The following is a 22,751-nucleotide window of genomic DNA, read 5'->3' on the forward strand; positions in this document are numbered from 1 at the left end:
GAGGGAGTTCGAGGCGGCATGGCCGACCCGATGCATCAGTTCGAGATCCAGAAAGTCGTGGATCTCCCTTCGTTCACCCTGCCGGGCGTCGGCGCGATCGACATGTCGATCACCAACTCGACGGTCGCCATGCTTGCGGCCGCCACAGTGGTGATCCTGTTCTTCGCGGTGACCACCGCGAAGGCCGCAGTGGTTCCGGGCCGCCTGCAGGTCATCGGCGAGGGCATCTTCAGCTATATCGACGACCTGGTGGTCGGGATCATCGGCAACGAAGGCCGCAAGTTCTTCCCTTACATCTTCACCCTGTTCGTGTTCATCCTGGCGATGAACATGCTGGGCCTGTTCCTGGTGTTCACCGCGACCTCGCAGCTGGCGGTCACCGCCTCGCTGGCCGTGATGACCATCCTGATCGTCATCATCTACGGCGTGATGCGCAACGGCGCGAACATGTACAAGCTGTTCGTCCCGTCTGGCGTGCCGTGGTACATGCTGATCCTCGTCACCCCGATCGAGATCCTCTCCTTCCTGCTGCGCCCGGTCACCCTGGCCCTGCGTCTGTTCGGCAACATGCTGGGCGGCCACGTGGCGCTGAAGGTCTTCGCCGGCTTCGTCGTCTCGCTGGGCGCGCTCGCCGCGACCGGCGGCGTCGCCACCCTGGGCTATCTCGCGGCGGCCCTGTCGCTGGGCGGCGTCGTCGCCCTGACGGCGCTGGAGTTCCTGGTGGCCTTCCTGCAAGCCTTCGTCTTCGCGGTTCTGGCCTGCGTCTACCTCAACGACGTGGTCAACCTCGGCCATCACCACTGATCGGCCGACGACAAACCCAACTACTTCAACTTTCAAACGGGACTGAAAACTATGGACGCTGAAGCCGCTAAGTACATCGGCGCTGGCCTGGCCACCCTCGGCATGATCGGTGCCGGCATCGGCGTGGGCACCATCTTCGGCCACTTCCTGGCGGGCGCCACGCGCAACCCGTCGGCCGCCGGCGGCCAGTTCACCAACCTCATCCTCGGCGCGGCTCTGACCGAAGCTCTGGGCATTCTGGCCTTCGTGCTCGGCCTGCTCATCCTGTTCTCCTAAAGCCAGATCCGCAGGTCCCGAGGGGCGCGCCGTCATCGTCGCGCCCTGACCTGCGTTTATAAGGACGCCTAAGCCTTATGGCCGCCGAGACCACACCAAACGCCGAGGCCGCCGGCGCCGAGCACGGGGCTCACGCCCCCGCCGGCACGACGGAAGTCGCCGCCGCCCACGGCGGCGAAGCGAGCGGCGGTCTGCCTCAGTTCCGCATGGAATACTGGGGCGGTCAGATCGTCTGGCTCTTCCTCATCTTCGCCGTCCTCTACATCCTGCTGGCCAAGGTCTTCGTGCCTCGGCTGCGCAAGATTCAGGACGACCGCGCCGCGACCATCGCCGACGCCGTCAGCCAGGCGCGCAGCGTCCAGGCCGAGGCCGAAGCCCAGGCGAAGGCCGCCCAGGCCGAGATCGACGAAGCCCGCGCCCGCGCGCGCGGCCTCGCCGTCGAAGCCAAGGCCAAGGCCGCCGCCGAACTCGCCGCCAGCCAGAAGGCCGAAGACGCCCGTCTTCAGGCCCAGATGGACGAGGCCGAGACCCGCATCCGCGGCCTGCGCGATCAAGCCATGACCAACGTCCGCGGCATCGCCGGCGAGACGGCCCAGGCCATGGTTGAAAAGCTGACCGGTCAGAAAGTGACCGCCGCCGAGATCGACGCTGCGCTCGCCCAGGGAGCCGCCTGATGACCGAGCTGTTCGCTGAAGCCGAAACATGGGTGGGCGTCGGCCTGCTCATCTTCCTCGGCATCGTCATCTTCGTGGCCAAGGCCCCGAAGGCGATCACCGCCGCGCTGGACGCCAAGACGGCCAAGATCCAGGCTGACCTGGACGAGGCCGCCCGTATCCGCGAGGAAGCCCAAAGCCTGCTGGCCCAACTCAAGGCCGAGCGCGCTGAAGCCGAAGCCCAGGCCAAGGACATGCTGGCCGCGGCCCAGGACGAAGCCCGCCGCTATGAGGCCGAAGCCAAGGCGAAGCTGGAGGAGAGCCTGGCTCGCCGTCAGCAGCTCGCCGAGCGCAAGATCGCCAACGCCGAGGCGCAAGCCGCGGCCGAGGTTAAGGCCGCCGCCGCCGACCTGGCGGCCCAGGCCGCCGAAGTGGTGCTGACCAAGCGTCTCTCGGCCGTGAAGACTGACCCGCTGGTCGATCGCGCGATCAGCCAACTGGGCGCGAAGCTCCAGTAGGGTTCTAGCGCCGGCGTCTGAAAAGGCGCCGGCTGCGAACCGCGAAGCGCAGGTTCTTAGGAACCACCAGGCGCTCGATCTTCAAGGACTGCCTCCACGCCATTTCCAGAATTCGCGGATTGCGCCGCAGAAGCCGGCGTATGGGCGAGATCACCCGCGGATGAGCGTGATGCAGGCGGACGAACTGCCGCCGCGCCTTGAACGAATTTCGCAGGACGACCATCAGGCCGACGACGATGACCGGGATGCCGCCCGGCCCCGGCAGGGGCGCGATGGCGATGCCAGCCAGGATGATCAGTCCGCCGAGCACGACCAAGCCAAAACGCACGAGCCGCCCCGCGATATCGCGAGAGGCTTCGTCGGAGGCGCGAGGACCGCGCACGCTTTGCATGGCGAGTGACACGTTCTGAACCTGGATGTGAGCCCGCGCGCCGAACTGGGGGAGGACCAGCGGTCGGACGTCCTGCCGATATGAGAACGTATCAGGGAGTCGTAAAGACGATCCTGCTGTTAAATTTTTTCAACGTGGCGGGTATTCCGGCGCCAGCGGCGCCGGAGACACACCTTACCCCTCTTGCCGCCAGGCGAGTTTCGGCTTGCGGGCCGCGAGCGTTTCGTCGAGCCGCCGAAGGGGGGCGAGATAGGGCGCGCCCTTGAAGCGATCGACGTCGCCCGCCTTGGCAGCATGCGCGAGGGCGGTGAGCGCCTCGCAGAAGCGATCCAGCTCGTGCTTGGGTTCCGTCTCGGTCGGCTCGATCAGCATCGCGCCGTGCACCACCAGCGGGAAGTACATGGTCATCGGGTGGAAGCCCTCGTCGATCATCGCCTTGGCGAAGTCGAGGGTGGTCACGCCCGTCCCGTCCAGCCAGGCGTCGTCGAACAGCGCCTCGTGCATGCAAGGGCCTTCGGGGAAGGCCGGGCTCATGACCGGCGACAGCCGCGCCTTGATGTAGTTGGCGTTGAGCACCGCATCCTCGGCCACCTGCCGCAGGCCGTCGGCGCCGTGGCTGGCCATGTAGGCGTAGGCGCGGACGAACATGCCCATCTGGCCATGGAAGGCGCTCATGCGGCCGAAGCCCTGGGCGGCCTCCTCCACGGTCTCTTCGACCAGCCGCAGTCCGTCCGGACCGGACACCACCCAAGGGGCCGGCGCGTGCGCCGCGAGGGCCGCGGACAGGACCACCGGGCCCGCGCCCGGCCCGCCGCCGCCGTGCGGCGTCGAGAAGGTCTTATGCAGGTTGATGTGCATGGCGTCGACGCCCAGGTCGCCCGGGCGCACCCGGCCGACGATGGCGTTGAAGTTGGCGCCGTCGCAGTAGAAGTAGGCTCCGGCCTCGTGGGTCAGGCGCGAGATCTCCAGGATGTCACGCTCGAACAGGCCGCAGGTGTTCGGGTTGGTGACCATGATCGCCGCCACGTCCGGCGACAGCTTGGCGGCCAGGTCGGCGGTGTCGACACGGCCGTCCTCGGTCTGGGCGATCTCGACCACCGAATAGCCGACGAAGGCGGCGGTGGCCGGGTTGGTCCCGTGGGCGGAGGTCGGCACCAGCACGGTGCGGCGATGGCCTTGTCCGTTCGCCTCGTGTGCAGCCTTGATGGCCAGCAGGCCGCAGAGCTCGCCATGGGCGCCGGCCTTGGGCGACAACGCCACCGCGGGCATGCCGGTCAGGGTCTTCAGCCAGTGGGCCAGGCGGTCCATCAGCGTCAGCGCGCCCTGGACGGTCGACTGCGGCGCGAGCGGGTGGAGATCGGCGAAGCCGGCCAGGCGCGCCATCTTCTCGTTCAGGCGAGGGTTGTGCTTCATCGTGCACGAGCCCAGCGGATAGAGCGCGAGGTCGATGGCGTGGTTCTTCTGGCTGAGGCGCACGTAGTGGCGCATAGCCTCGGGCTCGGAGAGGCCCGGCAGGCCGATCGGGGCGCTGCGGACCAGATCGCCGAGGTCCGAGGCGTCCTGCGCCGCCGGCGCCAGGTCGACGCCGGTCTTGGTCCAGCCGCCCAGTTCGAAGATCAGCGGCTCGTCCTGCAGCAGGCCGCGGCCGCCGGTCAGGGACGCATGGCCGGCGCTCTCAGCGGCGCCTTCGGGACGAGTCGGACGGCCGACATTCAGCATGGTCATTACGCGGTCCTCCCGGCGAGCGCCTGGGCGAAGGCTTGGATATCTTGGGTCGAGGTGGTTTCGGTGGCGGCGACCAGCAGAATGTCGTCCAGGCCCGCCGAGGGATCGAGGCGCGAGAACGGCACGCCGGCGACCACGCCGTCAGCCAGCAGAGCCTCCACGGCGCCGGCCGCACTTCCCTTCACGCGGATCGCGAACTCGTTGAAGAAGCGCGGCGTCAGCACCTCTACGCCCGGCACGGCGGCGATGGCGTCACGCAGCTCACGCGCCTTGGCGTGGTTGAGGGCGGCCAGCTGGCGCAGGCCTGTCTCGCCCAGCAGCGATAGGTGGATTGTGAAGGCCAGGGCGCAGAGGCCCGAATTGGTGCAGATGTTCGAGGTCGCCTTCTCGCGGCGGATATGCTGCTCGCGGGTCGAGAGCGTGAGCACGTAGCCGCGGCGGCCCTCGGCGTCGACGGTCTCGCCGCAGAGGCGGCCCGGCATCTGGCGGACGAGTTTTTCGCGGCAGGCGAAGAGGCCGACATAGGGGCCGCCGAAGTTCAGGCCGTTGCCGATCGACTGGCCCTCGGCCACGGCGATGTCGGCGCCCATCTCGCCGGGCGACTTGAGCAGGCCGTACGAGACCGCCTCGGTCGTCACCACGATCAGCAACGCGCCGGCGGCGTGGGCCGCCTCGGCGATCTTCGTCACGTCGGTGACCACGCCGAAGACGTTAGGGGTCTGAACGACCACGGCGGCGGTGTCGCCGTCGATGGCGTCCAGCACCGCAGCCTCGGCGTCGATGGCCGCAGCCTGGCGCACGATGTCCATGCCCTCGGCATGGGCGATGGTCTGGGTGGTCGCCGCGTAGTGCGGATGCAGGCCGCCCGACAGCACCGCCTTCTTACGGCGGGTGACGCGCTGAGCCATCATCACCGCTTCGGCGCAGGCGGTGGAGCCATCGTACATCGAGGCGTTGGCGACCTCGAGCCCGGTCAGGGCCGCCACCTGGGTTTGGAATTCGAACAGCACCTGCAGCGTGCCCTGGGCGATCTCAGGCTGGTAGGGCGTGTAGCTGGTCAGAAATTCCGAGCGCTGGATGATGTGGTCCACCGTCGCGGGGACGTGGTGCTTGTAGGCCCCGGCCCCACAGAAGAACGGTCCTGCCCCCGCCGGCCGGTTCATGGCGGCCAGGCCCGCAAGCTCGCGTTCGACCTCGAGTTCGCCGGCGTGCAGCGGCAGGTCGAACAGGTCGGCCTTGCGCGCCGCGGCGGGCACATCGACGAACAAGTCGTCGATCGAACCAGCGCCGATCGTGGCCAGCATTTCGGCGCGGTCGGCCGGGGTAAGGGGCAGGTATCGCATGCAGGTGCTCCCCGGCCGCCCCGAGGGAGCGGCCGGCTGGGAAGGAATTAAAGCGTGCCGAGGAACTCTTCGTACGCGGCGCGGTCCATCAAGGCCTCGACCTGCGCCGGGTCGGCGAGCTTGATCTTGGCGAACCAGCCGGCGCCTTCCGGCTGATCGTTGACCGTCTCAGGCGCGTCGCCCAAGGCGGCGTTGCCCTCGACCACCTCGCCCGAGATCGGAGCGTAGACGTCCGAGGCGGCCTTGACGCTCTCGACCACCGCCAGGCCATCGCCCTGCGTCACGGTCTTGCCGGCCTCCGGCACTTCGACGAACACCACGTCGCCCAGTTGCTCGGCGGCATAGGCGGTGATGCCGATGGTGGCCACGTCGCCTTCGACGACGACCCACTCGTGATCCTTGGTGAAACGCATCCGGGCTGTCCCTCTCCTAGAGCTTGCGGACATAACGATGGGGCACGAAGGGCATGGCCGCGACCTCAGCGGTCTGGGCCTTGCCTCGCACGATGACTTTCAACTTTGCGCCGACATCCGCCAAGGCCGGGGGCACGAAGCCCATGGCGATCGGCTTGCCAAGGCTGGGCGAGAAGCCGCCCGAGGTGACCACGCCCACCACATTGCCTGCTTCGTCAGCGATCTCCGCGCCTTCGCGGGCCGGCGCGCCTTCCAGCACGACAAGGCCGACGCGCTTGCGGGAGACTTCCCCCGCCAGTTCCTTGGCGATTCGGGCCGCGCCGGGGAAATCGCGCGCCTCACGGCGCTTCTTGGAGACGGCGAACGCCAGGTCCGCCTCGATCGGGCTGACCGTCTCGTCGACGTCGTGGCCATAGAGCGGAAGCCCGGCTTCCAACCGCAGGGAATCGCGGGCGCCGAGGCCGATAGGGCGCACCCGTTCGTCCGCGAGCAGAGTGGTCCAGACCCGCGCCGCCTCAGAAGCCGGCACCGAGATCTCGTAGCCGTCCTCGCCGGTGTAGCCTGAGCGCGAGACGATCACATCGGTCCCGAAGGCGCTGAACGAACGGGCGTCCATGAACACCATGCCCGCCGCCTCCGGCGCGTGGGCCGCCAGCACTTCGGCGGCCTTCGGCCCCTGCAGCGCCATCAGGGCGCGGTCTTCCAGGCGCTCGATCCGCACCTGGCCGGCCAGTTCGTCGTCGATGACCTTGAAGTCGTTGTCCTTGCACGCCCCGTTGACCACCACGAACAGACCGTCATCGTCCGGACGCGCGGCCATCAGGTCGTCGATGATCCCGCCCTTCTTGTTCAGCAGGACCGAATAACGCTGCTTGCCCGGCTTCAGGCCGATGAAGTCGCCCGGGGTGACCTCTTCGAACGCCGACAGCGGCGAGACGCCGCGCAGGCGCGCCTGCCCCATGTGCGAGACGTCGAACAGGCCGGCGTTCTCGCGCGTCCAGAGATGCTCCTTCAGCACGCCGTCCTTGTACTGAACCGGCATGGAATAGCCCGCGAACGGCACCATGCGGGCGCCGGCCGCCACGTGGGCGTCGTAGAGCGGGGTGGTCTTCAAGGTCGCGTCGGACACGTGGGGACTCCGGCTGATGAACCCGCAAGCGCGCGAGGACGATCCCCGCGTCGATTGCGCCCCCGCTGTCTCTGAGCCTGAGAGATTTCAGACCGCCTCGCCCGCGGCCCTTGCTCCTTCGGCGAGCCCGGTCACCCGGACTACTTTCCAGCGTTCATCAGCTCGCGCGGTCCTTTTGCCTGAGCGTTTCCGGGGCGGTTGCGCCTTCGGCTCCGGACCCCGAAAGGCCCGATCTCTCCCGCGAGAGTCGCCGCATAACTCTTCGATCGGTGAATGGGAGTCAACGCGCAAAGCGCCTCGCCCAGTGCGCGGCCGCGCACCGGGCGAAAATCAGGCCTTACATGCGCTCGGGCGCAGAGACGCCCAGCAGCTCCAGGGCAAGTTCCAGCTGGGCCAAGGTCGTCGTGGCCAGGGCCAGGCGGGACGCCTTAAGCTCCGCCGCCGCCGACAGGATCGGGCAGGCCGCGTAGAACTTCGAAAACGCTTGGGCGAGCTTGTAGGCGTGCTCGGCAACGAAGTTGGGCGCCTTCTTGTCGTAGGCGTCGATCAGCGCCTGGTCGAAGGCGTCGAGCAGCAGCACCAGATCCCGCTCGGCGGGATCCGACACGACGATCGGACCGGCGCTCGCGCCCTCATCCGCCGCCTTGCGCAGCACCGACTTGATGCGCACCGCCTGGTACAGCAGGTATGGGCCGGTCTTGCCCTCAAAGCTGGAGAAGCGGTCGAGGTCGAAGACGTAGGAGGTGCCGCGGAAGTTCTGCAGGTCGGCGAACTTCAGGGCCGCGACCGCCACCTTGTGGGCGGTCTCCTCGAAGGTGTCGGGGTCGAGCTCGGCGCCCAGGCCCGCTTCGTGCAGGCGCTCGCGGGCCTTGTCGCGGGTCATGACGATCATGTCGTTCAGCTTCAGAACACCGCCTTCGCGGGTCTTGAACGGCTTGCCATCGGTCCCGTTCATGGTGCCGAATCCGACGTGCTCGAGGCTGCCGTCGACCGCATAGCCGGCCAGGTAGGCGGCGCGGAACACGATCTCGAAGTGGTCGGCCTGGCGCTGATCGACGGCGTAGAGCACGTGGTCGGGGCCGAAGCTCTGCTTGCGGTCGAGGATCGTGGCCAGGTCGGTCGTGCCGTACATGGCCGAACCTTCCGACGAGACCACCAGCAGCGGCGGCAGCTCGCGCTTATCGCCTTCCTTGGCCACGCGGATGATCCGCGCGCCCTGGTCGTCGACCAGCAGGCCCTTGGCGTCCAGCTCGGCCACCATCGGCTCGATCAGGTCGTCGACGTCGCTTTCGCCCTTCCAGAGGTCGAAAGCGACGCCCAGGGCGTGGAAGTCGCGCTCCAACGCGACCTTCGTCACCTTGGCGAAATGCCGCCAAAGCAGGAAGTAACCGGCCTTGCGGGCCTGCAGCTCGGCGGTGAGCTTGCGCGCCCGGTCGCGATATTCCGGCTCGGACTTCCCGCGCGCGGCGGCCAGCGGATAGAGCCGGTCGAGGTCGGCCAAGCTGACGGTCGCGTCGAACAGGGCATTGGCCTGCGCCTCGTCCTCGGCGCTCGCCTCGCCCTTGGCGTTGAGCGCCTCGACCAGGACGGCGATCTCGGCGTTCTCGTCGGTGACGGCTCCGATCAGCAGGCCCATCTGGTAGCCCCAGTCGCCGAAGTGGGCGTCGCCGACCACCGTGTCGCCGCGGAAGCGATAGATGCGCTTGATCGACTCCCCGATGATCGAAGACCGCAGGTGGCCGACGTGCATCGGCTTGGCCACGTTCGGCCCGCCGTAGTCGACCAGGATCTTGCGGGGCGTGGCCACGTTTCCGGCGCCCAGGCGCGGGTCGGCGGCGATCTCGCCGGCGCGCTGTGCCAGGGCCTGCTCGCTGACGCGCATGTTGATGAAGCCGAGGCCGGCGCTCTCGACCGACGCAAGGCGCGGGTCGCCGGTCAGGTGGGCCACCACCTCGGCGGCGATCTCGCGCGGATCGCGCTTGGCGACCTTGGCGGCCGGCAGCGCGCCGTTGCATTGGAAGTCCGCCAGGTCGGGCCGGTCAGACGGCGTCACCCGGCCGAGTTCGGCCGGCAGTCCCGCCGCGGCGAAGGCGGCGGCGACCGCTTCGCTCAGGCCCCTTTTCAGGTCGCTCATTTGTTTTCGTTGGTGTTCCCGGCGACGGTTTGGCCCGCATTGAGGCGGAAGCGCTTACCGTCGCGGTTGAAGGCCGCCATCTGCGGCGTGACGTCGAAACCGACCAGCACCTCGAAATTGGCGCCGCTGGTGGTCATGCTGGCGCGCGGGATGGTGATCTGGTTGATGCTCTCGGTGGCGTAGACCCGGTCCTGGCCGGGCGCAAACTTCACCGGCAGGTCGAAGTACTGCTTGGCGATGACCGCCTCGTTGCGTTTCGTCACCGCCACCCAGTAGCGGTAGGTCTTGGTATCGCTCTGGGCTTCCGGGCCCCGGCCCAGTTCGAACAGGACTTCCATCGTCACCTTGATGGGTTCCTCGTCCTTGTACTGGCAGCCAGCCGAGATGCCCTGAATCTCACCGGAATACGCGACCGCGCTGGACGCTTCGCGATTGTCCTTGAAGTCGACATAGCGCGCGGCGTCGTACAGCACCTTCACGTAGGGACACGGCCCGGCGTTACGAAGCTGGGGCAGCGGCGCCTGGATGTCGTTCCACTCGGAGTCACGCTTTTTCTTCTTCGCCGCTTCCTGCTCCTGGCGCTGCTGGTCGCTCGGGCGGCGCTGGGCGGCCGCCAGTTCGGGAATCGTGGAGCCGGCCACGATCAGGCCGGCGGCGAGCAGCAACAGGGAACGGCGCATCGAGGTCGTCCAGGAAGAGAGGGGCGCGGGGCCCAGGACGGGCATACGCATCGGTCCCCTACTAATGGCTATCGAATGAGGCCGCAACGCGGCTGGCGATCTGGCCCTCGAACGCCCGGAGCACGATGCGATCAGGCGGGTCCGCCTGATCGCTGAATCGTGCTCGGTCTTCAAAAGTATGGAGCGGGTCGCGGGCGGAAAACCGCTTCGCACTTTTCCTCAACCCGCTCTAGTTTGCGCGCCATGTCGCAAGCTTCCGCCTCCCGCCGTCCCCTGAAGGTCCTGCTGGCCACGCCGCGCGGATTCTGCGCCGGGGTCGACCGCGCCATCCAGATCGTCGAGCGGGCGATCGAGAAGTACGGGGCGCCGGTCTATGTGCGTCACGAGATCGTCCATAACCGCCACGTGGTCGACGGGCTGAAGGATCTGGGCGCGGTGTTCGTCGAGGAACTGTCGGAGTGCCCGACGGACCGGCCAGTGGTGTTCTCCGCACATGGCGTGCCCAAGTCGGTGCCGGCCGAGGCGCGTGAGCGCGAGATGATCTATCTCGACGCTACCTGCCCGCTGGTCTCAAAGGTGCACGTCGAGGCCCAGCGCCACTACGACGCCGGCAAGGAGATCGTACTGATCGGCCACGCCGGCCACCCCGAGGTCGTCGGCACCATGGGCCAGCTGCCCGACGGCGTCGTGAAGCTGATCGAGACGGTGGAGGACGCCCGCGCCTTCACGCCGAAGGATCCGGCCAACGTCGCCTTCGCCACCCAGACCACGCTTTCGGTCGACGACACCGCCGAGATCGTCGCGGCCCTCCGCGAGCGGTTCCCTGAGATCGCCGCCCCGCACAAGGAAGACATCTGCTACGCCACCACCAACCGCCAGGACGCGGTCAAGGCTGTCGCGGCGCAGGCCGAGGTGCTGCTGGTGCTCGGCTCGTCCAACTCCTCCAACTCGGTGCGGCTGGTAGAGGTCGGCAGGCGCTCGGGCGCCAAGGCCGCCTATCTGATCGACGACGCCGGAAAGCTCGATTTCGGCTGGCTGGACGGCGTCTCGGCCGTCGGGGTCACGGCGGGCGCCTCGGCTCCCGAAGTACTTGTACAGGGCCTGATCGACCGCCTGGCCGAAGCCTTCGACGTCACGGTGCAGAACGTCGACACCGTACAGGAGACGGTGAGCTTCAAACTGCCAAGAAAGCTGACCGCCGACGCTTGACGGCGCGCCCGCGCTCCCGCATCCCGGCGCCGTCATGGCCGTCTATACCGACATCTCCGACGAGGAGCTTTCCGCCCTTCTCGCCAACTTCGACCTTGGAGCGCCGGTGGCGTTCAAGGGCATCGCCGAAGGCGTTGAGAACTCGAACTTCCTGCTCGAGACGGAAAAGGGCCGCTACATCCTGACCGTCTACGAGAAGCGGGTGCGCGAGGAGGAACTGCCCTATTTCCTCGGCCTGACCCTGTGGTTGGCCGCCCATGGCTACCCCTCGGCGACGCCGATCGTCGACCGCGCCGGCGAGGCGCTGCAGCGCGTGCGCGGCAAGCCCTGCGCAATCTTCTCCTTCCTGCCCGGCCTGGCGGTGCGCCGTCCAAGCGCCAGCCATTGCCGCGAGGCCGGCGAGGGACTCGCCCGCCTGCACATGGCCGCCCAGGGCTTTTCGATGAGCCGCCCGAACGACCTGGGACAGGCCGCCTGGGCGCCGATGTTCGAAGGCCTAAAGGTCCAGGCCGACGCCCTGAAGCCGGGCCTGGCCGCAGTGATCTCTGGCGACCTGGAGCGATTGGCGGCGGCGTGGCCAAAAGATTTGCCCACCGGAGTGATCCACGCCGACTATTTCCCCGACAACGTCTTCTTCGATCCGGCCGGCAAGTTCGCCGGAACGATCGACTTCTATTTCGCCTGCAACGACTTCCTGGCCTACGACATCGCCGTGACCTTGAACGCCTGGTGCTTCGAGGCAGACGGCAGCTTCAACATCACCAGCGCGCGGGCGCTGCTGGCCGGCTACGAGGCCCACCGCCCCCTGAGCGCGGCCGAGCGCGCCGCCCTGCCCGCCCTGGCGCACGGCGCGGCCATGCGCTTCTTCCTGACCCGGTTGCACGACTGGCATGCGACGCCGCCCGGCGCCCTGGTGCGGCCCAAGGATCCGCTGGAGTACGAGCGCAAGCTGGCGGTGCACCGCACCGCCCCCGACCTCGTGCTGCTGGGCGAGGTCTCGTGACCCCGCAGGTCGTGATCTATTCCGACGGCGCCTGCTCGGGGAATCCCGGGCCTGGCGGCTGGGGCGCGGTGATGATCGCGGGACAACACGTCAAGGAAATCTGCGGCGGCGAGCCCGCCACCACCAACAACCGCATGGAGCTGATGGCCGCCATCCAGGCGCTGGAGGCGTTGAAGAAGCCCTGCAAAGTCGAACTGCACACCGACAGCACCTACGTCATGAAGGGCATTTCGGAGTGGATCTTCGGCTGGAAGAAGCGCGGCTGGAAAACCGCCGACGGCAAACCGGTCAAGAACGACGACCTCTGGCGGCGGCTTGACGCGGCCCGCGCGCGTCACGACGTAAGCTGGAATTGGGTCAAAGGCCACGCCGGCCACGAGCTCAACGAGCGCGCCGACGCCCTCGCCCGGAGGGGGCTGGTCGAAGCCAGAGCGTGACGCTTGACCGTTCGACATCGAACCATAACAATGTTCGCTATCGAACAAATGGAGGCCGCACCATGGCCCCGTCGCTCCAGGACCGTGCCGACGTCGCGGTCTTCAACGAAATCGGCATCATCGAGCACCTGACTCGGCTGTCGGTGACCGCACACCTGCCGCCCGGCATGACCTACGCCCATGTTGAACTCTTGATGCGCTTCCACCGCGACGGGGACGGCCAGACCCCTGCGGAACTGGCCCGCGCCATGCTCATGTCGAAGGCGGCCATGACCAGCGCACTACAGAAGATGGAGGCGATGGGCTTCATCGTCCTGTTGTCGGACGTGACGGACCGACGCAAGAAGCGGGTGCGGCTGGCGCGCGGCGGGCGCGAAGCCCACGCCGAGTTGCTGAAGGGCATGAAGTGGAAGATGGACGCCCTGCGCGAAGGCTTCACCGACGCCGAGTTCCGTCAGGCTCTGCCGTTCCTGCGCAGCCTGCGGCTTTTCCTGGAAGACGTTATCGGCGCGGACGGACCTGAAGCCGCGAGCCTCCGCTGAGGCCGATCACCTCGACGATCGCCTCGACGTCCAGGCCGCCCCCGTCCTCGGTCTCGGCCGCCCATTCCTTGCCGTCGACCAGCACTCGGCCAGCGCCGTGCACGAAGGCCGCCGTCACCCGGCCCTGATGGCCGACGAGCCGCGCGATGTTGTCGTTGATGTCCGGAGTCTCGGTCGCCGCACGCCGCGGCCAGAAGCGGCGCGCGGCGAGGGTGGTGACGATGGTCAGCACCGCGAAGAGCCCGATCTCGAGGGTGACGCTGTCGGCGAAGAGGCTGACCACCGCAACCACGGCGGCGCTGGCGGCGGGCCACAGCAGCCAACCGGACCCGAAAGCGATCTCGATAGCCAGGATGGCGGCCGCCACCGCCACCCACAGCCAGAAGCCATGGGCCAGATAGAATTCGGCGATCGGGCTCATGGCCTCAGGCTCCGGTCGGCGGGACCGCGCCGGTGCGGCCACGCGGCGGCGCAGAGGGCCGCGGCGCCGGGTCGTCGGTGCGGATGTTTTTCACCAGTTCGCCCACCCCCGCCAGGGATCCGACCAGGGCCGACATCTCGGACGGAACGATGACCGTCTTCTGCTGCGGGCTCTCGGCCAGCTTGCCGAACGCCTCGACGTACTTCTGGGCGACGAAGTAGTTGATGGCGTTGACGTCCCCGCGGGCGATGGCCTCGGACACCATCGTCGTCGCCTTGGCTTCGGCCTCGGCTTCCCGCTCGCGCGCCTCGGCGTCGCGGTAGGCCGCTTCCCGGCGGCCCTCGGCCTCCAGGATGGCCGCCTGCTTGGCGCCCTCGGCACGGGCGATGGCCGCAGCCTTCTCGCCGTCGGCCTCGGTGATGACTGCGCGGCGTTCCCGCTCGGCCTTCATCTGGCGGGCCATGGCGCTGGTGATGTCCGGCGGGGGCTGCAGGTCCTTGATCTCGATGCGCGCAACCTTGACGCCCCAGGGGCTGGTGGCTGCGTCGATGACGTGCAGCAGGCGGCTGTTGATCTGATCGCGCTGCGACAGCACCTCGTCCAGTTCCATGGAGCCGACCACGGTCCGCAGGTTGGTCATGGCCAGCTGGGCGATGGCGTAGTTGAGGTTGTCGACCCGATAGGCGGCGGCCGCGGCGTCCATCACCTGGATGAAGACGATGCCGTCGACCTGGACCACGGCGTTGTCCTTGGTGATCACCTCCTGGCGCGGCACGTCCAGCACCTGCTCCATCATGTTCACCTTGCGCCCGATGCTCTCGACAAAGGGCGTCAGGAAGCTGATCCCGGGGCTGAGGGTGCGGGTGTAGCGGCCGAAGCGTTCGACGGTGAACTCGCGGCCCTGCGGGACGATCTTGATCGCACCGAACAGGATCACCAGCGCCAGGACGACCAGGACGCCGACTGCGGTTAGTTCCATGACAACCTCCCCGAGAACCGGAGCTCACACTAACGCGGCTCAGGCTCCGCCGTCACCTGCTCAGCTTCCGGTTCGACCGGCATGACGCCCGAGCGGTATTTCGCATGCGCCAGGGTAGTGGAAAGCTCGCGCCCACGGATCGCCGCGAGGGCCAGGGCGCGACGCGATCCGTCGCTGCAGACCGGATAGAGCCGGCGACTCTCGGCGAAGCCGGCGTTGAAGCTGGCCTTCATTCGCGCGTCGAGGTCTTCGTCTGGCTGTTCGGTCTCGACCAGGCGGTTCATGCGCCCCCGCCAGTGCTGGTCGGACACGCCCTCGCAGGCCTGGCGTAGAGCGTGGCTCTCGCCCAGCACCCGGGTCAGGCCGACCAGGGCCTCGCGCATTTCGGCCGGCCGATCCTGCGCGAGGGCCGGATCAGCGAACAGAACAGCGGCGGTCAGCAGGGCCAGACGCATGGCCGCACTTAAATCCGCCCGCGCCGCCTTGTCACCTGCGCCCGCGAGGCGCTAGCCCATGCAGGCCCGAACCGGAGACGACGATGCGCGCCCTGACCTTCGCAATCGCCCTGGCCCTCGCCGCGCCTGCAGTCGCCGCAGAGCCTGCCAAGCCCGCGCCGAAGCCGGCGGCCAAGCCGGCCACGAAACCCGCCGCCAAGCCGGCGGCGTTCGATGCGCGCGATCCGGCCGCCCTGATCGGCCTGCTGGGGACGATGGACGCCAAGGGCGTCGTGGCCGCCGCCGGCCAGGGCGTCGTGGTCCTAGACATCGTCACGCCCGGCGGAAAGTTCGGCGCGCAGTACGTCGACTGCGATGCAAACGGCAAGGTGTGCGGCATGCTGGCCTTCTCGACCGCCTTCGAGCGGCGCGGCCCGACCCTGCAGCAGATCAACGTCTTCAACCGCACCCAGGTCGCGTGCCGCGGCTACCTTACGGAAGATGGCCGCTCGAACGTCATGTACGGCTTGCTGCTGGGCCAGAGGATGACCTCGGCGGAGATGAAGCAGCACCTGGGCGTCTGGCAGGGGTGCCTGGCTACCTTCGGACGGTTCAACCGCGACGCCGAGGGCTATCTGGCGGGAAACTAGAGCCCCGTCTCCCATCGCGCGGCGGACAGACGTTCGGCCAGAAAGTCCATGAGCACCTTGACCCGCACCGGCCGCAGCCGGCCCGGCGGGCTGACGATGTGGAGGGCTGGCGTCGGCGGGCGCCAATCGCACATGGCGGTCTCCAGCGTGCCCGCCTGCAGGTCGCGCCAGCAGATGAACTCCGGCTGCAGCGCGAGCCCCAAGCCGGCCCGCAGCGAGGGGCTGAGACTCTCTGAGCTGTTGACCCGCATCGGTCCTTCGACGTTCACCGACGTCTCCTCGCCGTTCGCGTCGGTGAAGCGCCACAGCCCGGGATTGTCGGCGTTTGCATAGGTGAAGCAGCGATGCTGGACGAGGTCGCGCGGATGCTGCGGTTTGCCGAACGCCTCGAAATAGCGGGGCGCCCCCACCAGCATGACCCGCATGTCGCAGACCTTGCGCGCCAGCAGCGAGGAGTCGGGGAGTTGGGCGATGCGTACCGCCAGGTCGAAGCCCTCGGCCACCAGGTCGACCTTGTGATCGGCGAGGCTGACGTCCAGCGTCACCTCCGGATAGCGAGCCAGGAAGTCCGGCAGGATGTCGGCCAGATGCAGCAGGCCGAACGACACGGGCGCGGCCAGCCGCACGACGCCGCGGGGAATGGCCGACTGGGCCGCGGTCTCGGCCTCCACCGCCTCGCCTTCGGCCAAAATACGACCGGCTCGTTCAAGCGCGTTGCGCCCGCTTTCGGTCAGAGAGAGGCGACGCGACGTCCGGTGGAACAGCCCCGTTCCGAGCCGCGCTTCCAGGCGCGAGACGGCTTTGGAGACCGTGGCCTTGGACATGTCCAGTTCGTCGGCGGCGCGGGCGAAGGAACCGGTCTCGACCACCTTGGCGAACACCGCCCAGGCTTCGAAGTCAGGGAGTTTTGACATGGCGCTTTTGGAAACAATCAGTTTCCATCGTTTCTATTTCTAAATCTCCAGGGATCGCTACCTTTTTCTCGAACGGGCGGCCCAAGCAGAACCGCCCCCGGAGACACGACGATGATCGACCTTCGACCCTTTGACACCCTCGGCGGCGCCAACCACGGCTGGCTCGACGCCAAGCACCACTTCTCGTTCGCTGACTATCACGATCCGAAGCGGATGAGCTGGGGCGCGCTGCGCGTCTGGAATGACGACAAGATCGCGCCGAACTCGGGCTTCCCGCCGCATCCGCACGCGAACATGGAGATCATCACCTATGTCCGCACCGGGGCGATCACCCACCAGGACAGCCTGGGCAATACGGGTCGGACCGAGGCGGGCGACGTGCAGGTGATGAGCGCCGGCTCCGGCATCCGCCACGCCGAGTACAACGTCGAGAACGAAGACACGACGCTGTTCCAGATCTGGATTCTGCCGACCAAGGCCGGCGGCGAGCCGTCCTGGGGCGCCAAGCCCTTCCCCAAGGGCGACCGCTCCGGAAAGTTCGTCACCCTGGCCAGCGGCGTCGACGGCGATGAAGGCGCGCTGCCGATCCGGGCCGACGGCCGCGTGGCCGGCGCCACCCTGAAGGCGGGCGAAACCACCGAGTACCAGCTCGGCGCCGGCCGCTATGCCTACCTCGTCCCGGCCAGCGGGGCGATCGAGGTCAACGGCGTGAAGGCCAAGGCTCGCGACGGCCTGGCCATTCGCGACGAAGACGTCATCCGCGTCACGGCTCTTGAGGACGCCGAGCTCGTCCTCGTCGACGCCGCCTGACGCCCCGGCCCGGACGGCTTCTCCCACCGTCCGGGCCTATCCTTTCCAGCTCAGCCAGGAAGCTCTCCAATGACCAAAGTTCTCGTCCTCTACCACTCGACCTACGGCCACCTCGAAACCATGGCCAAGGCTGTCGCCGAGGGCGCGCGCGACGCCGGCGCCCAGGTCGACATCAAGCGCGTCCCGGAAACCGTTCCGGCCGAGCTCGCCAAGGCCTCGGGGTACAAGCTCGACCAGGAGGCTCCCATCGCCACGGTGGACGACCTGGCCAATTACGACGCGATCATCCTCGGCGTCGGCACGCGATATGGGCGCATGGCCGCCCAGATGGCGGCGTTCTGGGATCAGACCGGCGGGCTGTGGGCAAAGGGCGCCCTGGTCGGCAAGGTCGGCGGGGTCTTCACCTCCACCGCCACCCAGCACGGCGGCCAGGAGACAACCATCATCTCGACCCTGACCCAGCTGCTGCACCACGGCATGGTCGTCGTCGGCCTGCCCTACGCCTGGGCCGGCCAGGTGAAACTGGACGAGATCACCGGCGGCAGCCCCTACGGCGCCTCCACCATCACCGGCGGGGACGGCTCGCGCCTGCCCAGCGCCAACGAACTGGACGGCGCGCGCTTCCAAGGCCGTCACCTGGCCCAGATCGCGGCCAAGGTCGCCGCGTAGCCTCCAGACCATCGGCGGAAGGCCGCACACCCCTTCCGCCGCATCGCGGGCGCCCGCCTCTCATCAGTACGAGAGGCGGGCGCCTTCGTTTCAGGCCGGCACGCCGACGCGCAGCTTGGCGACCCGATCGATGGCGCCCTCGGCTTCCTTGACCAGGCGGGCGACGATCTCGGCGGCCGGCAGCACCTCGTGCACCCCGCCGGCCGACTGGCCCATCGCGAAGCACGAGCGGTCGGGGTCCAGCCCTTCTATCTGGCCGCCGATGCCGCCCATCACCCCGGCCTGGTGCGAAACCATAGCCTGCATCGGGAAGGGCTGGATGTCCTGCGGCCGGGTTTCCCACTCCTCGACATAGGAGTTCTTCTTCACCCGCATCGGCTTGCCCGAATAAGAGCGGGTGCGGATGGTGTCCTCGTCGGCGGCGTCCAGGATGGCCTGACGGTACATCTCGCCGGCATGGGCCTCGGTCGAAGCGATGAAGCGCGTGCCCATCCAGACGCCGGTCGCGCCCAGGGTCAGGGCGGCGGCCAGACCACGGCCGTCATAGAGGCCGCCGGCCGCCACCACCGGGATTTTCACCGCCTCAACGGCTTGAGCCACCAGCGGCATGGTGCCGACCAGGCCCGTATGTCCCCCGCCCTCGCCGCCCTGGCAGATCACCGCGTCGCAGCCGGCCTGCTCGGCTTTCACCGCGTGCTTCACCGCGCCGCAGACGACCATGACCTTCAGGCCGGCCTTCTTGAGCTTCTCCATGATCGGCATCGGAACGCCGAGGCCGGCGACGAAGGACGAGGCTCCCTGCTCGATGATGATCTCGACTGAGGCGGTCAGGCTCTCGGGGCTGGCCGCCAGCAGGTCGACGCCGAACGGCTTGTCGGTCAGGGCCTTCACCTTGCGCATCTCGTCGCGGATGAAGTCGGGGTTGCGCCCGGCCATGCCGAGCACGCCGTAGCCGCCGGCGTTGGACACCGCCGCCACCAGCTCGGCGTAGGAGACGCCGCCCATCCCGGCCAACATGATCGGGTGCTTCACACCCAACAGATCGCACAGCGGAGTATGCAGGCTCATCGAAATCCTCCCGAAATTTATGGCCGGAAGGATGGCGCCGCGCGGCGCGTGGGGAAACTATGACCCGACGTCAGGGCGGCGGCGGGGAGGACGCGATCGATGACCACGGACCGCCGGGGCCTCGTCGCCGCAGCCTGCCTGGCGGCCTTCGCCCTGCACAATCTGGAAGAAGGGCTCGCCTATGCCCGCATGCACGACGCGGTGAGCGCGCGCATCGCCGCCGCCGGCCTCGTCTGGTGGCGGCCGACGCCGGCGCAGTTCGACCTCGCACTCCTGACGCTGACCCTGACCGTCGCCCTGGCGCTGGGGTGGGCGGCTCGCGGAGGCGTCACCCGCGCCCGGCTCGCGGTGCTGCAGGCCCTGCCGCTGGTGATGCTGGCCAACGTAATCGCCCCGCACGCGCCGGCGGCGATCCTGATGGGAGGATATGCGCCGGGGCTGCTGACGGCGCTCGCCGTCAACATTCCGGTTTCGCTGTGGGCGCTGAGCGTTCTGCGAACTCAGAAGATCCCGTAGCCGCCGTCGATCAGCACCGAGTCCCCGGTGTGGAAGGCAGAGGCGTCGGAGGCGAAATAGACCGCCATGCCGCCAAAGTCCGCCGGCTGGCCCCAGCGGCGCATGGGCACGCGCTTGATGACGTTGTCGTTGAACTTGTCGTTGTCTTGCGCCCCGGCGGTCATGTCGGTGGCGATCCAGCCGGGCAGGATGCAGTTGGCGCGTACGCCGTAGCGGGCGTGCTCCACCGCGATGGCCCGGACCATGGGGATCAGGGCGCCCTTGGTGGCCGCATAGGCCTGGTTGCGCGGCGCGCCGTCGAGGGCCGAGAGCGAGGAAATGGCCACCAGCGAACCGCCGCCGTCGCCCTGGCCCGCCCGTTCGACCATGTGCTTGCAGGCCTCCCGGAAGGTGAAGAACACGCCGTCGAGATTCACCGACAGCACCTTGCGATAGGTCTCGGTCGGGAACTCTGAGAACGACTTGGCGCCCGCGCCGATGCCGGCGTTGGCGACCACGGTGTCGACCCGTCCCATCTTGGCCACCGCCTCGGCCATGCCGGCGGCCACCGCCGCCTCGTCAGCCACGTTGACGACCTGGGTCAGCACCCGCACGCCCGTGGCCTTCAGAGTCTCGGCCGCGTCGGCGTTCTTCTGCGGGTTGGAGCCCCAGACGACGATATCGGCGCCAGCCTGCGCCATGGCCTGCGCCATGCCCAGGCCGATCCCGCCGTTGCCACCGGTGACCAGCGCCACCTTGCCGGTCAGGTCGAATGGTTTGTAGGTCACGGGCCGCCCTCTTTTTCAAACAATTGTTGGGGCAACTGGAACGCCCTGACGCCGCGGTCGTCAAGTCAGCCTGCGAGCAAGTCGCCACCGGAGCGCGCATTAAATCTAATAACGTTGTTATGCAGAAATCCGAGGCGCAGATTGCCGCTCGCGCAAGCTTGAGCGCAGGAGAAAACAAGGAGAGTTTCGCGTGAGAACGATCCTGACCGCAGCGGCCGTGGCGGCCGCCCTGGCGACGGCCGCGAGCGGGGCGAACGCCCAGACCGCCCCCCGCACCTACGATCTCGGCCCCGTCTGGGAGATCGGTTACGTCGAGACCAAGCCCGGCATGTTCGACGACTACATGGCCTATTTGAACACCACCTGGCGCACCATCCAGGAGGAGAACAAGAAGAAGGGCGACGTGCTCGACTACCGGATTCTGTCGATCGATTCTCCGCGCGACGGCGAGCCCGACGTGATCCTGATGATCCAGTACAAGAACATGGGCGTGTTCGACCGCAGCCTGGACGAGACCGACGCCACCCAGGCCAAAGCCTTCGGCAGCGTCATCAAGAGCAACCAGGCGGCGGTCTCGCGCGAATCCCTGCGCAAGCTGCGCGGCGGCATGACCGCTCGCGAACTGAAATTCAAATAGCCAATCGAGCGACGGCGGCTCAGGCCGCCGTCCAGCCGCCGTCCAGCACCATGGCCGCGCCGGTCGCCGAGGCCCCCATGTCCGAGACCAGGTAGAGCAGCATGCCGGCCAGGTGCTCGTACTCCACGAACTTCTTGTTCGGCTGGGCGGCCAGGATGACCTCTTCCATCACCCGGTCCTCGGGAATGCCACGCGCCTTGGCCTGGTCGGCGATCTGGGCCTCGACCAGCGGGGTCTTCACATAGCCGGGGCAGATGGCGTTGGCCGTGATGCCCAGCTTGGCGGTCTCCAGCGCCGTCACCTTTGTGAAGCCGACCACGCCGTGCTTGGCGGCCACATAGGCCGACTTGAACGGCGAAGCCACGAGGCCATGGGCCGAAGCGATGTTGACGATCCGCCCGCGCCCCTGCGCCTTCATGATCGGCAGGGCGGCGCGGGTCGCCAGGAAGGTCGAGGTCAGCACGACCCCGATCAGGTTGTTCCAGGTCTCGACCGGGAACTCGTCGATCGGCGCCACGTGCTGGAAGCCCGCATTGTTGACCAGAATGTCGAGGCGGCCGAACTCGCGGCGGGCGAAGTCGACCATGTCGGCGACCTCGTCGGCCTTCAGCATGTCGGCGCCGTGGTAGCGGATCTTCGCTCCGGTCCGCCGCTCCAGCGCGGCGCGGTCGGCCTCGATCTTGGCCGGATCGCCGAAGCCGTTGAGGACGACGTTGACGCCCTGCTCGGCGAGCGAGGCGGCCATCGCCTGACCGATGCCGCTGGTCGAGCCGGTGATGACGGCCACATGGCCCTGCAGTCCATAATCGACGGCCATGCGATCAGTCCTTCTTCTGGGTCCTTGCCGCCGAGGGCGGCGGGGGCTGCGGGCGCGAGAACACCCACTCGGTCTCGCTCGAGGCGCTCGCCTGGAAGCGATAGCCTTCCACGTCGAAGGCCCGAAGGTCGGCGGCCTTCTCGATGCGGTTGTCGATGGCGTAGCGCGCCATCAGGCCCCGCGCCTTCTTGGCGTAGAACGAGATGATCTTCGCCTCGCCATCCTTCTCTTCATAGAACTTGGCCGTGACCACCGGCAGCTTGATCGCCGCGCGATCGACCGAGCCAAAATATTCCTGGCTGGCGCAGTTCACGAGGGTCTTGTCCTTGTGGCCGGCTGCGGCCTCGTTCAGGGCATGCGAAATCTTCTCGCCCCAGAAGTCGTAGAGGCTGGCGCCCCGCTTGGTCTTGATCCGCACGCCCATCTCCAGGCGATAGGGCTGGATCGCGTCGAGCGGGCGCAAGAGACCGTAGAGGCCGGAGAGGATGCGCAGGTGCTTCTGCGCATAGGAAAGGCCTTTCTTGTCCAGTTCACGCGCCTTCAGGCCCGAATAGACGTCGCCATTGAAGGCGAAGGCGGCCTGCAGCCCGTCCTCCATTGTCGGATCAAAGGCCGCGAACCGCTCACGGTTCAGCTCGGCCAGCTTGTCCGACAGGTCCATCATCTTCTTGAGGTCCGAGACCTTGAGCTTCTTGGCCACGGCCGACAGCTCGGCGATGTCCTCCCCCATCTGCGGCGTCGTCATGGCGACGGCGCCTTCCGGCCGCGTGAAATCGAGCGCCTTGGCGGGGGAGATGACGATCAGCATGGAG

Annotated in this window: 28 protein-coding genes and 1 riboswitch; of the genes, 13 read left to right on the forward strand and 15 right to left on the reverse strand. The window is 67.9% G+C overall.

Features of this window, described 5'->3' with window-relative positions; genetic code table 11:
• Positions 1-18 precede the first annotated feature (18 nt).
• The 4 genes from ACE3T2_RS07880 (at position 19) to ACE3T2_RS07895 (ending at position 2,251) form a co-directional block, all read left to right on the forward strand.
• Positions 19-804 carry a F0F1 ATP synthase subunit A gene (locus ACE3T2_RS07880; protein WP_374656753.1) on the forward strand — a complete coding sequence of 262 codons (786 nt, stop codon included), beginning with the start codon at positions 19-21 and terminating at the stop codon, positions 802-804.
• A 51-nt stretch (positions 805-855) separates the two neighbouring features.
• On the forward strand, positions 856-1,080 hold the full coding sequence (locus ACE3T2_RS07885) for a F0F1 ATP synthase subunit C (protein ID WP_374656457.1): 225 nt from the start codon (positions 856-858) through the stop codon (positions 1,078-1,080).
• A gap of 77 nt (positions 1,081-1,157) precedes the next feature.
• Complete coding sequence (locus tag ACE3T2_RS07890) at positions 1,158-1,754, forward strand: hypothetical protein (protein WP_374656459.1); 597 nt, start codon at positions 1,158-1,160, stop codon at positions 1,752-1,754.
• A complete protein-coding gene (locus ACE3T2_RS07895; RefSeq protein ID WP_374656461.1) occupies positions 1,754-2,251 on the forward strand; it encodes a F0F1 ATP synthase subunit B in 498 nt (165 codons plus the stop codon). Before ACE3T2_RS07890 ends, ACE3T2_RS07895 begins: the two co-directional genes overlap by 1 nt.
• A 4-nt stretch (positions 2,252-2,255) precedes the next feature.
• Here the strand turns inward: ACE3T2_RS07895 and ACE3T2_RS07900 are convergent, their stop codons facing one another.
• The 7 genes from ACE3T2_RS07900 to ACE3T2_RS07930 form a co-directional block, all read right to left on the reverse strand.
• Positions 2,256-2,642, reverse strand: a complete 387-nt coding sequence (locus ACE3T2_RS07900) for a hypothetical protein (RefSeq protein ID WP_374656463.1) — start codon at positions 2,640-2,642, stop codon at positions 2,256-2,258.
• Between the two features lie 174 nt (positions 2,643-2,816).
• Complete coding sequence (gcvPB, locus tag ACE3T2_RS07905; protein WP_374656465.1) at positions 2,817-4,367, reverse strand: aminomethyl-transferring glycine dehydrogenase subunit GcvPB; 1,551 nt, start codon at positions 4,365-4,367, stop codon at positions 2,817-2,819.
• Positions 4,367-5,710, reverse strand: coding sequence for an aminomethyl-transferring glycine dehydrogenase subunit GcvPA (gcvPA, locus tag ACE3T2_RS07910; RefSeq protein ID WP_374656467.1), 1,344 nt, complete (start codon positions 5,708-5,710; stop codon positions 4,367-4,369). The genes gcvPB and gcvPA overlap by 1 nt, the downstream gene beginning before the upstream one ends.
• Positions 5,711-5,757: 47 nt before the next feature.
• Positions 5,758-6,123: a glycine cleavage system protein GcvH gene (gene gcvH, locus ACE3T2_RS07915; RefSeq protein ID WP_374656469.1), complete on the reverse strand. Its 366-nt coding sequence runs from the start codon at positions 6,121-6,123 to the stop codon at positions 5,758-5,760.
• Positions 6,124-6,139: 16 nt separating this feature from the next.
• Positions 6,140-7,252 carry a glycine cleavage system aminomethyltransferase GcvT gene (gcvT, locus tag ACE3T2_RS07920; RefSeq protein WP_374656471.1) on the reverse strand — a complete coding sequence of 371 codons (1,113 nt, stop codon included), beginning with the start codon at positions 7,250-7,252 and terminating at the stop codon, positions 6,140-6,142.
• A 157-nt stretch (positions 7,253-7,409) separates the two neighbouring features.
• Positions 7,410-7,503, reverse strand: a riboswitch (glycine riboswitch).
• Between the two features lie 86 nt (positions 7,504-7,589).
• The gene (argS, locus tag ACE3T2_RS07925) at positions 7,590-9,386 is read right to left on the reverse strand and encodes an arginine--tRNA ligase (protein ID WP_374656473.1); all 1,797 of its coding nucleotides are present in this window, start codon (positions 9,384-9,386) and stop codon (positions 7,590-7,592) included.
• A complete protein-coding gene (locus ACE3T2_RS07930) occupies positions 9,383-10,066 on the reverse strand; it encodes a Tat pathway signal sequence domain protein (protein WP_374656475.1) in 684 nt (227 codons plus the stop codon). Before ACE3T2_RS07930 ends, argS begins: the two co-directional genes overlap by 4 nt.
• A gap of 243 nt (positions 10,067-10,309) precedes the next feature.
• Between ACE3T2_RS07930 and ispH the strand changes: the two genes are divergently transcribed.
• From ispH to ACE3T2_RS07950, 4 genes are all read left to right on the forward strand, one after another.
• Complete coding sequence (gene ispH, locus ACE3T2_RS07935; protein WP_374656477.1) at positions 10,310-11,275, forward strand: 4-hydroxy-3-methylbut-2-enyl diphosphate reductase; 966 nt, start codon at positions 10,310-10,312, stop codon at positions 11,273-11,275.
• A 34-nt stretch (positions 11,276-11,309) separates the two neighbouring features.
• Positions 11,310-12,278, forward strand: coding sequence for a homoserine kinase (gene thrB / locus ACE3T2_RS07940; RefSeq protein WP_374656479.1), 969 nt, complete (start codon positions 11,310-11,312; stop codon positions 12,276-12,278).
• A complete protein-coding gene (gene rnhA / locus ACE3T2_RS07945) occupies positions 12,275-12,715 on the forward strand; it encodes a ribonuclease HI (protein WP_374656481.1) in 441 nt (146 codons plus the stop codon). The genes thrB and rnhA overlap by 4 nt, the downstream gene beginning before the upstream one ends.
• A 62-nt stretch (positions 12,716-12,777) precedes the next feature.
• Entirely contained in the window at positions 12,778-13,257 is a 480-nt protein-coding gene (locus ACE3T2_RS07950) for a MarR family transcriptional regulator (protein WP_374656483.1), read from the forward strand.
• Here ACE3T2_RS07950 and ACE3T2_RS07955 read toward each other — a convergent pair.
• Genes ACE3T2_RS07955 through ACE3T2_RS07965 form a run of 3 tightly spaced genes read right to left on the reverse strand, consistent with a single transcriptional unit; the run spans position 13,217 to position 15,112 of the window.
• Positions 13,217-13,678, reverse strand: coding sequence for an NfeD family protein (locus tag ACE3T2_RS07955; protein WP_374656485.1), 462 nt, complete (start codon positions 13,676-13,678; stop codon positions 13,217-13,219). The two genes, ACE3T2_RS07950 and ACE3T2_RS07955, sit on opposite strands and share 41 nt — an antisense overlap.
• Positions 13,679-13,682: 4 nt before the next feature.
• Entirely contained in the window at positions 13,683-14,657 is a 975-nt protein-coding gene (locus ACE3T2_RS07960) for an SPFH domain-containing protein (RefSeq protein ID WP_374656487.1), read from the reverse strand.
• Between the two features lie 29 nt (positions 14,658-14,686).
• On the reverse strand, positions 14,687-15,112 hold the full coding sequence (locus ACE3T2_RS07965; protein ID WP_374656489.1) for a TIGR02301 family protein: 426 nt from the start codon (positions 15,110-15,112) through the stop codon (positions 14,687-14,689).
• 83 nt (positions 15,113-15,195) lie between these two features.
• Between ACE3T2_RS07965 and ACE3T2_RS07970 the strand changes: the two genes are divergently transcribed.
• Entirely contained in the window at positions 15,196-15,741 is a 546-nt protein-coding gene (locus tag ACE3T2_RS07970) for a YbjN domain-containing protein (protein ID WP_374656491.1), read from the forward strand.
• Here the strand turns inward: ACE3T2_RS07970 and ACE3T2_RS07975 are convergent.
• Complete coding sequence (locus ACE3T2_RS07975) at positions 15,738-16,655, reverse strand: LysR family transcriptional regulator (RefSeq protein WP_374656493.1); 918 nt, start codon at positions 16,653-16,655, stop codon at positions 15,738-15,740. The genes ACE3T2_RS07970 and ACE3T2_RS07975 overlap by 4 nt on opposite strands.
• Before the next feature lie 111 nt (positions 16,656-16,766).
• Between ACE3T2_RS07975 and ACE3T2_RS07980 the strand changes: the two genes are divergently transcribed.
• Together ACE3T2_RS07980 and wrbA are read left to right on the forward strand one after the other, a co-directional pair.
• A complete protein-coding gene (locus tag ACE3T2_RS07980) occupies positions 16,767-17,465 on the forward strand; it encodes a pirin family protein (RefSeq protein ID WP_374656495.1) in 699 nt (232 codons plus the stop codon).
• Between the two features lie 69 nt (positions 17,466-17,534).
• A complete protein-coding gene (wrbA, locus tag ACE3T2_RS07985; protein WP_374656497.1) occupies positions 17,535-18,134 on the forward strand; it encodes an NAD(P)H:quinone oxidoreductase in 600 nt (199 codons plus the stop codon).
• Between the two features lie 90 nt (positions 18,135-18,224).
• Here the strand turns inward: wrbA and ACE3T2_RS07990 are convergent, their stop codons facing one another.
• Positions 18,225-19,202, reverse strand: a complete 978-nt coding sequence (locus ACE3T2_RS07990; protein WP_374656499.1) for an NAD(P)H-dependent flavin oxidoreductase — start codon at positions 19,200-19,202, stop codon at positions 18,225-18,227.
• Between the two features lie 99 nt (positions 19,203-19,301).
• Here ACE3T2_RS07990 and ACE3T2_RS07995 point away from each other — a divergent pair, with 99 nt between their 5' ends.
• Complete coding sequence (locus ACE3T2_RS07995) at positions 19,302-19,718, forward strand: HXXEE domain-containing protein (protein ID WP_374656501.1); 417 nt, start codon at positions 19,302-19,304, stop codon at positions 19,716-19,718.
• Here ACE3T2_RS07995 and ACE3T2_RS08000 read toward each other — a convergent pair.
• Positions 19,703-20,485, reverse strand: coding sequence for an SDR family NAD(P)-dependent oxidoreductase (locus ACE3T2_RS08000; RefSeq protein WP_374656503.1), 783 nt, complete (start codon positions 20,483-20,485; stop codon positions 19,703-19,705). The genes ACE3T2_RS07995 and ACE3T2_RS08000 overlap by 16 nt on opposite strands.
• 190 nt (positions 20,486-20,675) lie before the next feature.
• On the opposite strand from ACE3T2_RS08000, the gene ACE3T2_RS08005 reads away from it, so the two are divergent.
• Entirely contained in the window at positions 20,676-21,122 is a 447-nt protein-coding gene (locus ACE3T2_RS08005) for a hypothetical protein (RefSeq protein WP_374656505.1), read from the forward strand.
• 19 nt (positions 21,123-21,141) lie between these two features.
• Here the strand turns inward: ACE3T2_RS08005 and ACE3T2_RS08010 are convergent, their stop codons facing one another.
• Positions 21,142-21,939, reverse strand: coding sequence for a 3-hydroxybutyrate dehydrogenase (locus ACE3T2_RS08010; RefSeq protein WP_374656507.1), 798 nt, complete (start codon positions 21,937-21,939; stop codon positions 21,142-21,144).
• A 4-nt stretch (positions 21,940-21,943) separates the two neighbouring features.
• Entirely contained in the window at positions 21,944-22,747 is an 804-nt protein-coding gene (gene yaaA, locus ACE3T2_RS08015; RefSeq protein ID WP_374656509.1) for a peroxide stress protein YaaA, read from the reverse strand.
• Between the last annotated feature and the right edge of the window lie 4 nt (positions 22,748-22,751).

This window comes from Phenylobacterium sp. (assembly GCF_041919955.1).
In the GTDB taxonomy this organism is placed as follows: domain Bacteria; phylum Pseudomonadota; class Alphaproteobacteria; order Caulobacterales; family Caulobacteraceae; genus Phenylobacterium.

Bases quoted from the DNA above. Each gene is read 5' to 3' on its own strand.
- ACE3T2_RS07880 (WP_374656753.1), top strand. From the start codon at position 19: ATGGCCGACCCGATGCATCAGTTCGAGATCCAGAAAGTCGTGGATCTC.
- ACE3T2_RS07885 (WP_374656457.1), top strand. From the start codon at position 856: ATGGACGCTGAAGCCGCTAAGTACATCGGCGCTGGCCTGGCCACCCTC.
- ACE3T2_RS07890 (WP_374656459.1), top strand. From the start codon at position 1,158: ATGGCCGCCGAGACCACACCAAACGCCGAGGCCGCCGGCGCCGAGCAC.
- ACE3T2_RS07895 (WP_374656461.1), top strand. From the start codon at position 1,754: ATGACCGAGCTGTTCGCTGAAGCCGAAACATGGGTGGGCGTCGGCCTG.
- ACE3T2_RS07900 (WP_374656463.1), bottom strand. From the start codon at position 2,642: ATGCAAAGCGTGCGCGGTCCTCGCGCCTCCGACGAAGCCTCTCGCGAT.
- gcvPB (WP_374656465.1), bottom strand. From the start codon at position 4,367: ATGACCATGCTGAATGTCGGCCGTCCGACTCGTCCCGAAGGCGCCGCT.
- gcvPA (WP_374656467.1), bottom strand. From the start codon at position 5,710: ATGCGATACCTGCCCCTTACCCCGGCCGACCGCGCCGAAATGCTGGCC.
- gcvH (WP_374656469.1), bottom strand. From the start codon at position 6,123: ATGCGTTTCACCAAGGATCACGAGTGGGTCGTCGTCGAAGGCGACGTG.
- argS (WP_374656473.1), bottom strand. From the start codon at position 9,386: ATGAGCGACCTGAAAAGGGGCCTGAGCGAAGCGGTCGCCGCCGCCTTC.
- ACE3T2_RS07930 (WP_374656475.1), bottom strand. From the start codon at position 10,066: ATGCGCCGTTCCCTGTTGCTGCTCGCCGCCGGCCTGATCGTGGCCGGC.
- ispH (WP_374656477.1), top strand. From the start codon at position 10,310: ATGTCGCAAGCTTCCGCCTCCCGCCGTCCCCTGAAGGTCCTGCTGGCC.
- thrB (WP_374656479.1), top strand. From the start codon at position 11,310: ATGGCCGTCTATACCGACATCTCCGACGAGGAGCTTTCCGCCCTTCTC.
- ACE3T2_RS07950 (WP_374656483.1), top strand. From the start codon at position 12,778: ATGGCCCCGTCGCTCCAGGACCGTGCCGACGTCGCGGTCTTCAACGAA.
- ACE3T2_RS07955 (WP_374656485.1), bottom strand. From the start codon at position 13,678: ATGAGCCCGATCGCCGAATTCTATCTGGCCCATGGCTTCTGGCTGTGG.
- ACE3T2_RS07960 (WP_374656487.1), bottom strand. From the start codon at position 14,657: ATGGAACTAACCGCAGTCGGCGTCCTGGTCGTCCTGGCGCTGGTGATC.
- ACE3T2_RS07965 (WP_374656489.1), bottom strand. From the start codon at position 15,112: ATGCGTCTGGCCCTGCTGACCGCCGCTGTTCTGTTCGCTGATCCGGCC.
- ACE3T2_RS07970 (WP_374656491.1), top strand. From the start codon at position 15,196: ATGCGCGCCCTGACCTTCGCAATCGCCCTGGCCCTCGCCGCGCCTGCA.
- ACE3T2_RS07975 (WP_374656493.1), bottom strand. From the start codon at position 16,655: ATGTCAAAACTCCCTGACTTCGAAGCCTGGGCGGTGTTCGCCAAGGTG.
- ACE3T2_RS07980 (WP_374656495.1), top strand. From the start codon at position 16,767: ATGATCGACCTTCGACCCTTTGACACCCTCGGCGGCGCCAACCACGGC.
- wrbA (WP_374656497.1), top strand. From the start codon at position 17,535: ATGACCAAAGTTCTCGTCCTCTACCACTCGACCTACGGCCACCTCGAA.
- ACE3T2_RS07990 (WP_374656499.1), bottom strand. From the start codon at position 19,202: ATGAGCCTGCATACTCCGCTGTGCGATCTGTTGGGTGTGAAGCACCCG.
- ACE3T2_RS07995 (WP_374656501.1), top strand. From the start codon at position 19,302: ATGACCACGGACCGCCGGGGCCTCGTCGCCGCAGCCTGCCTGGCGGCC.
- ACE3T2_RS08010 (WP_374656507.1), bottom strand. From the start codon at position 21,939: ATGGCCGTCGATTATGGACTGCAGGGCCATGTGGCCGTCATCACCGGC.
- yaaA (WP_374656509.1), bottom strand. From the start codon at position 22,747: ATGCTGATCGTCATCTCCCCCGCCAAGGCGCTCGATTTCACGCGGCCG.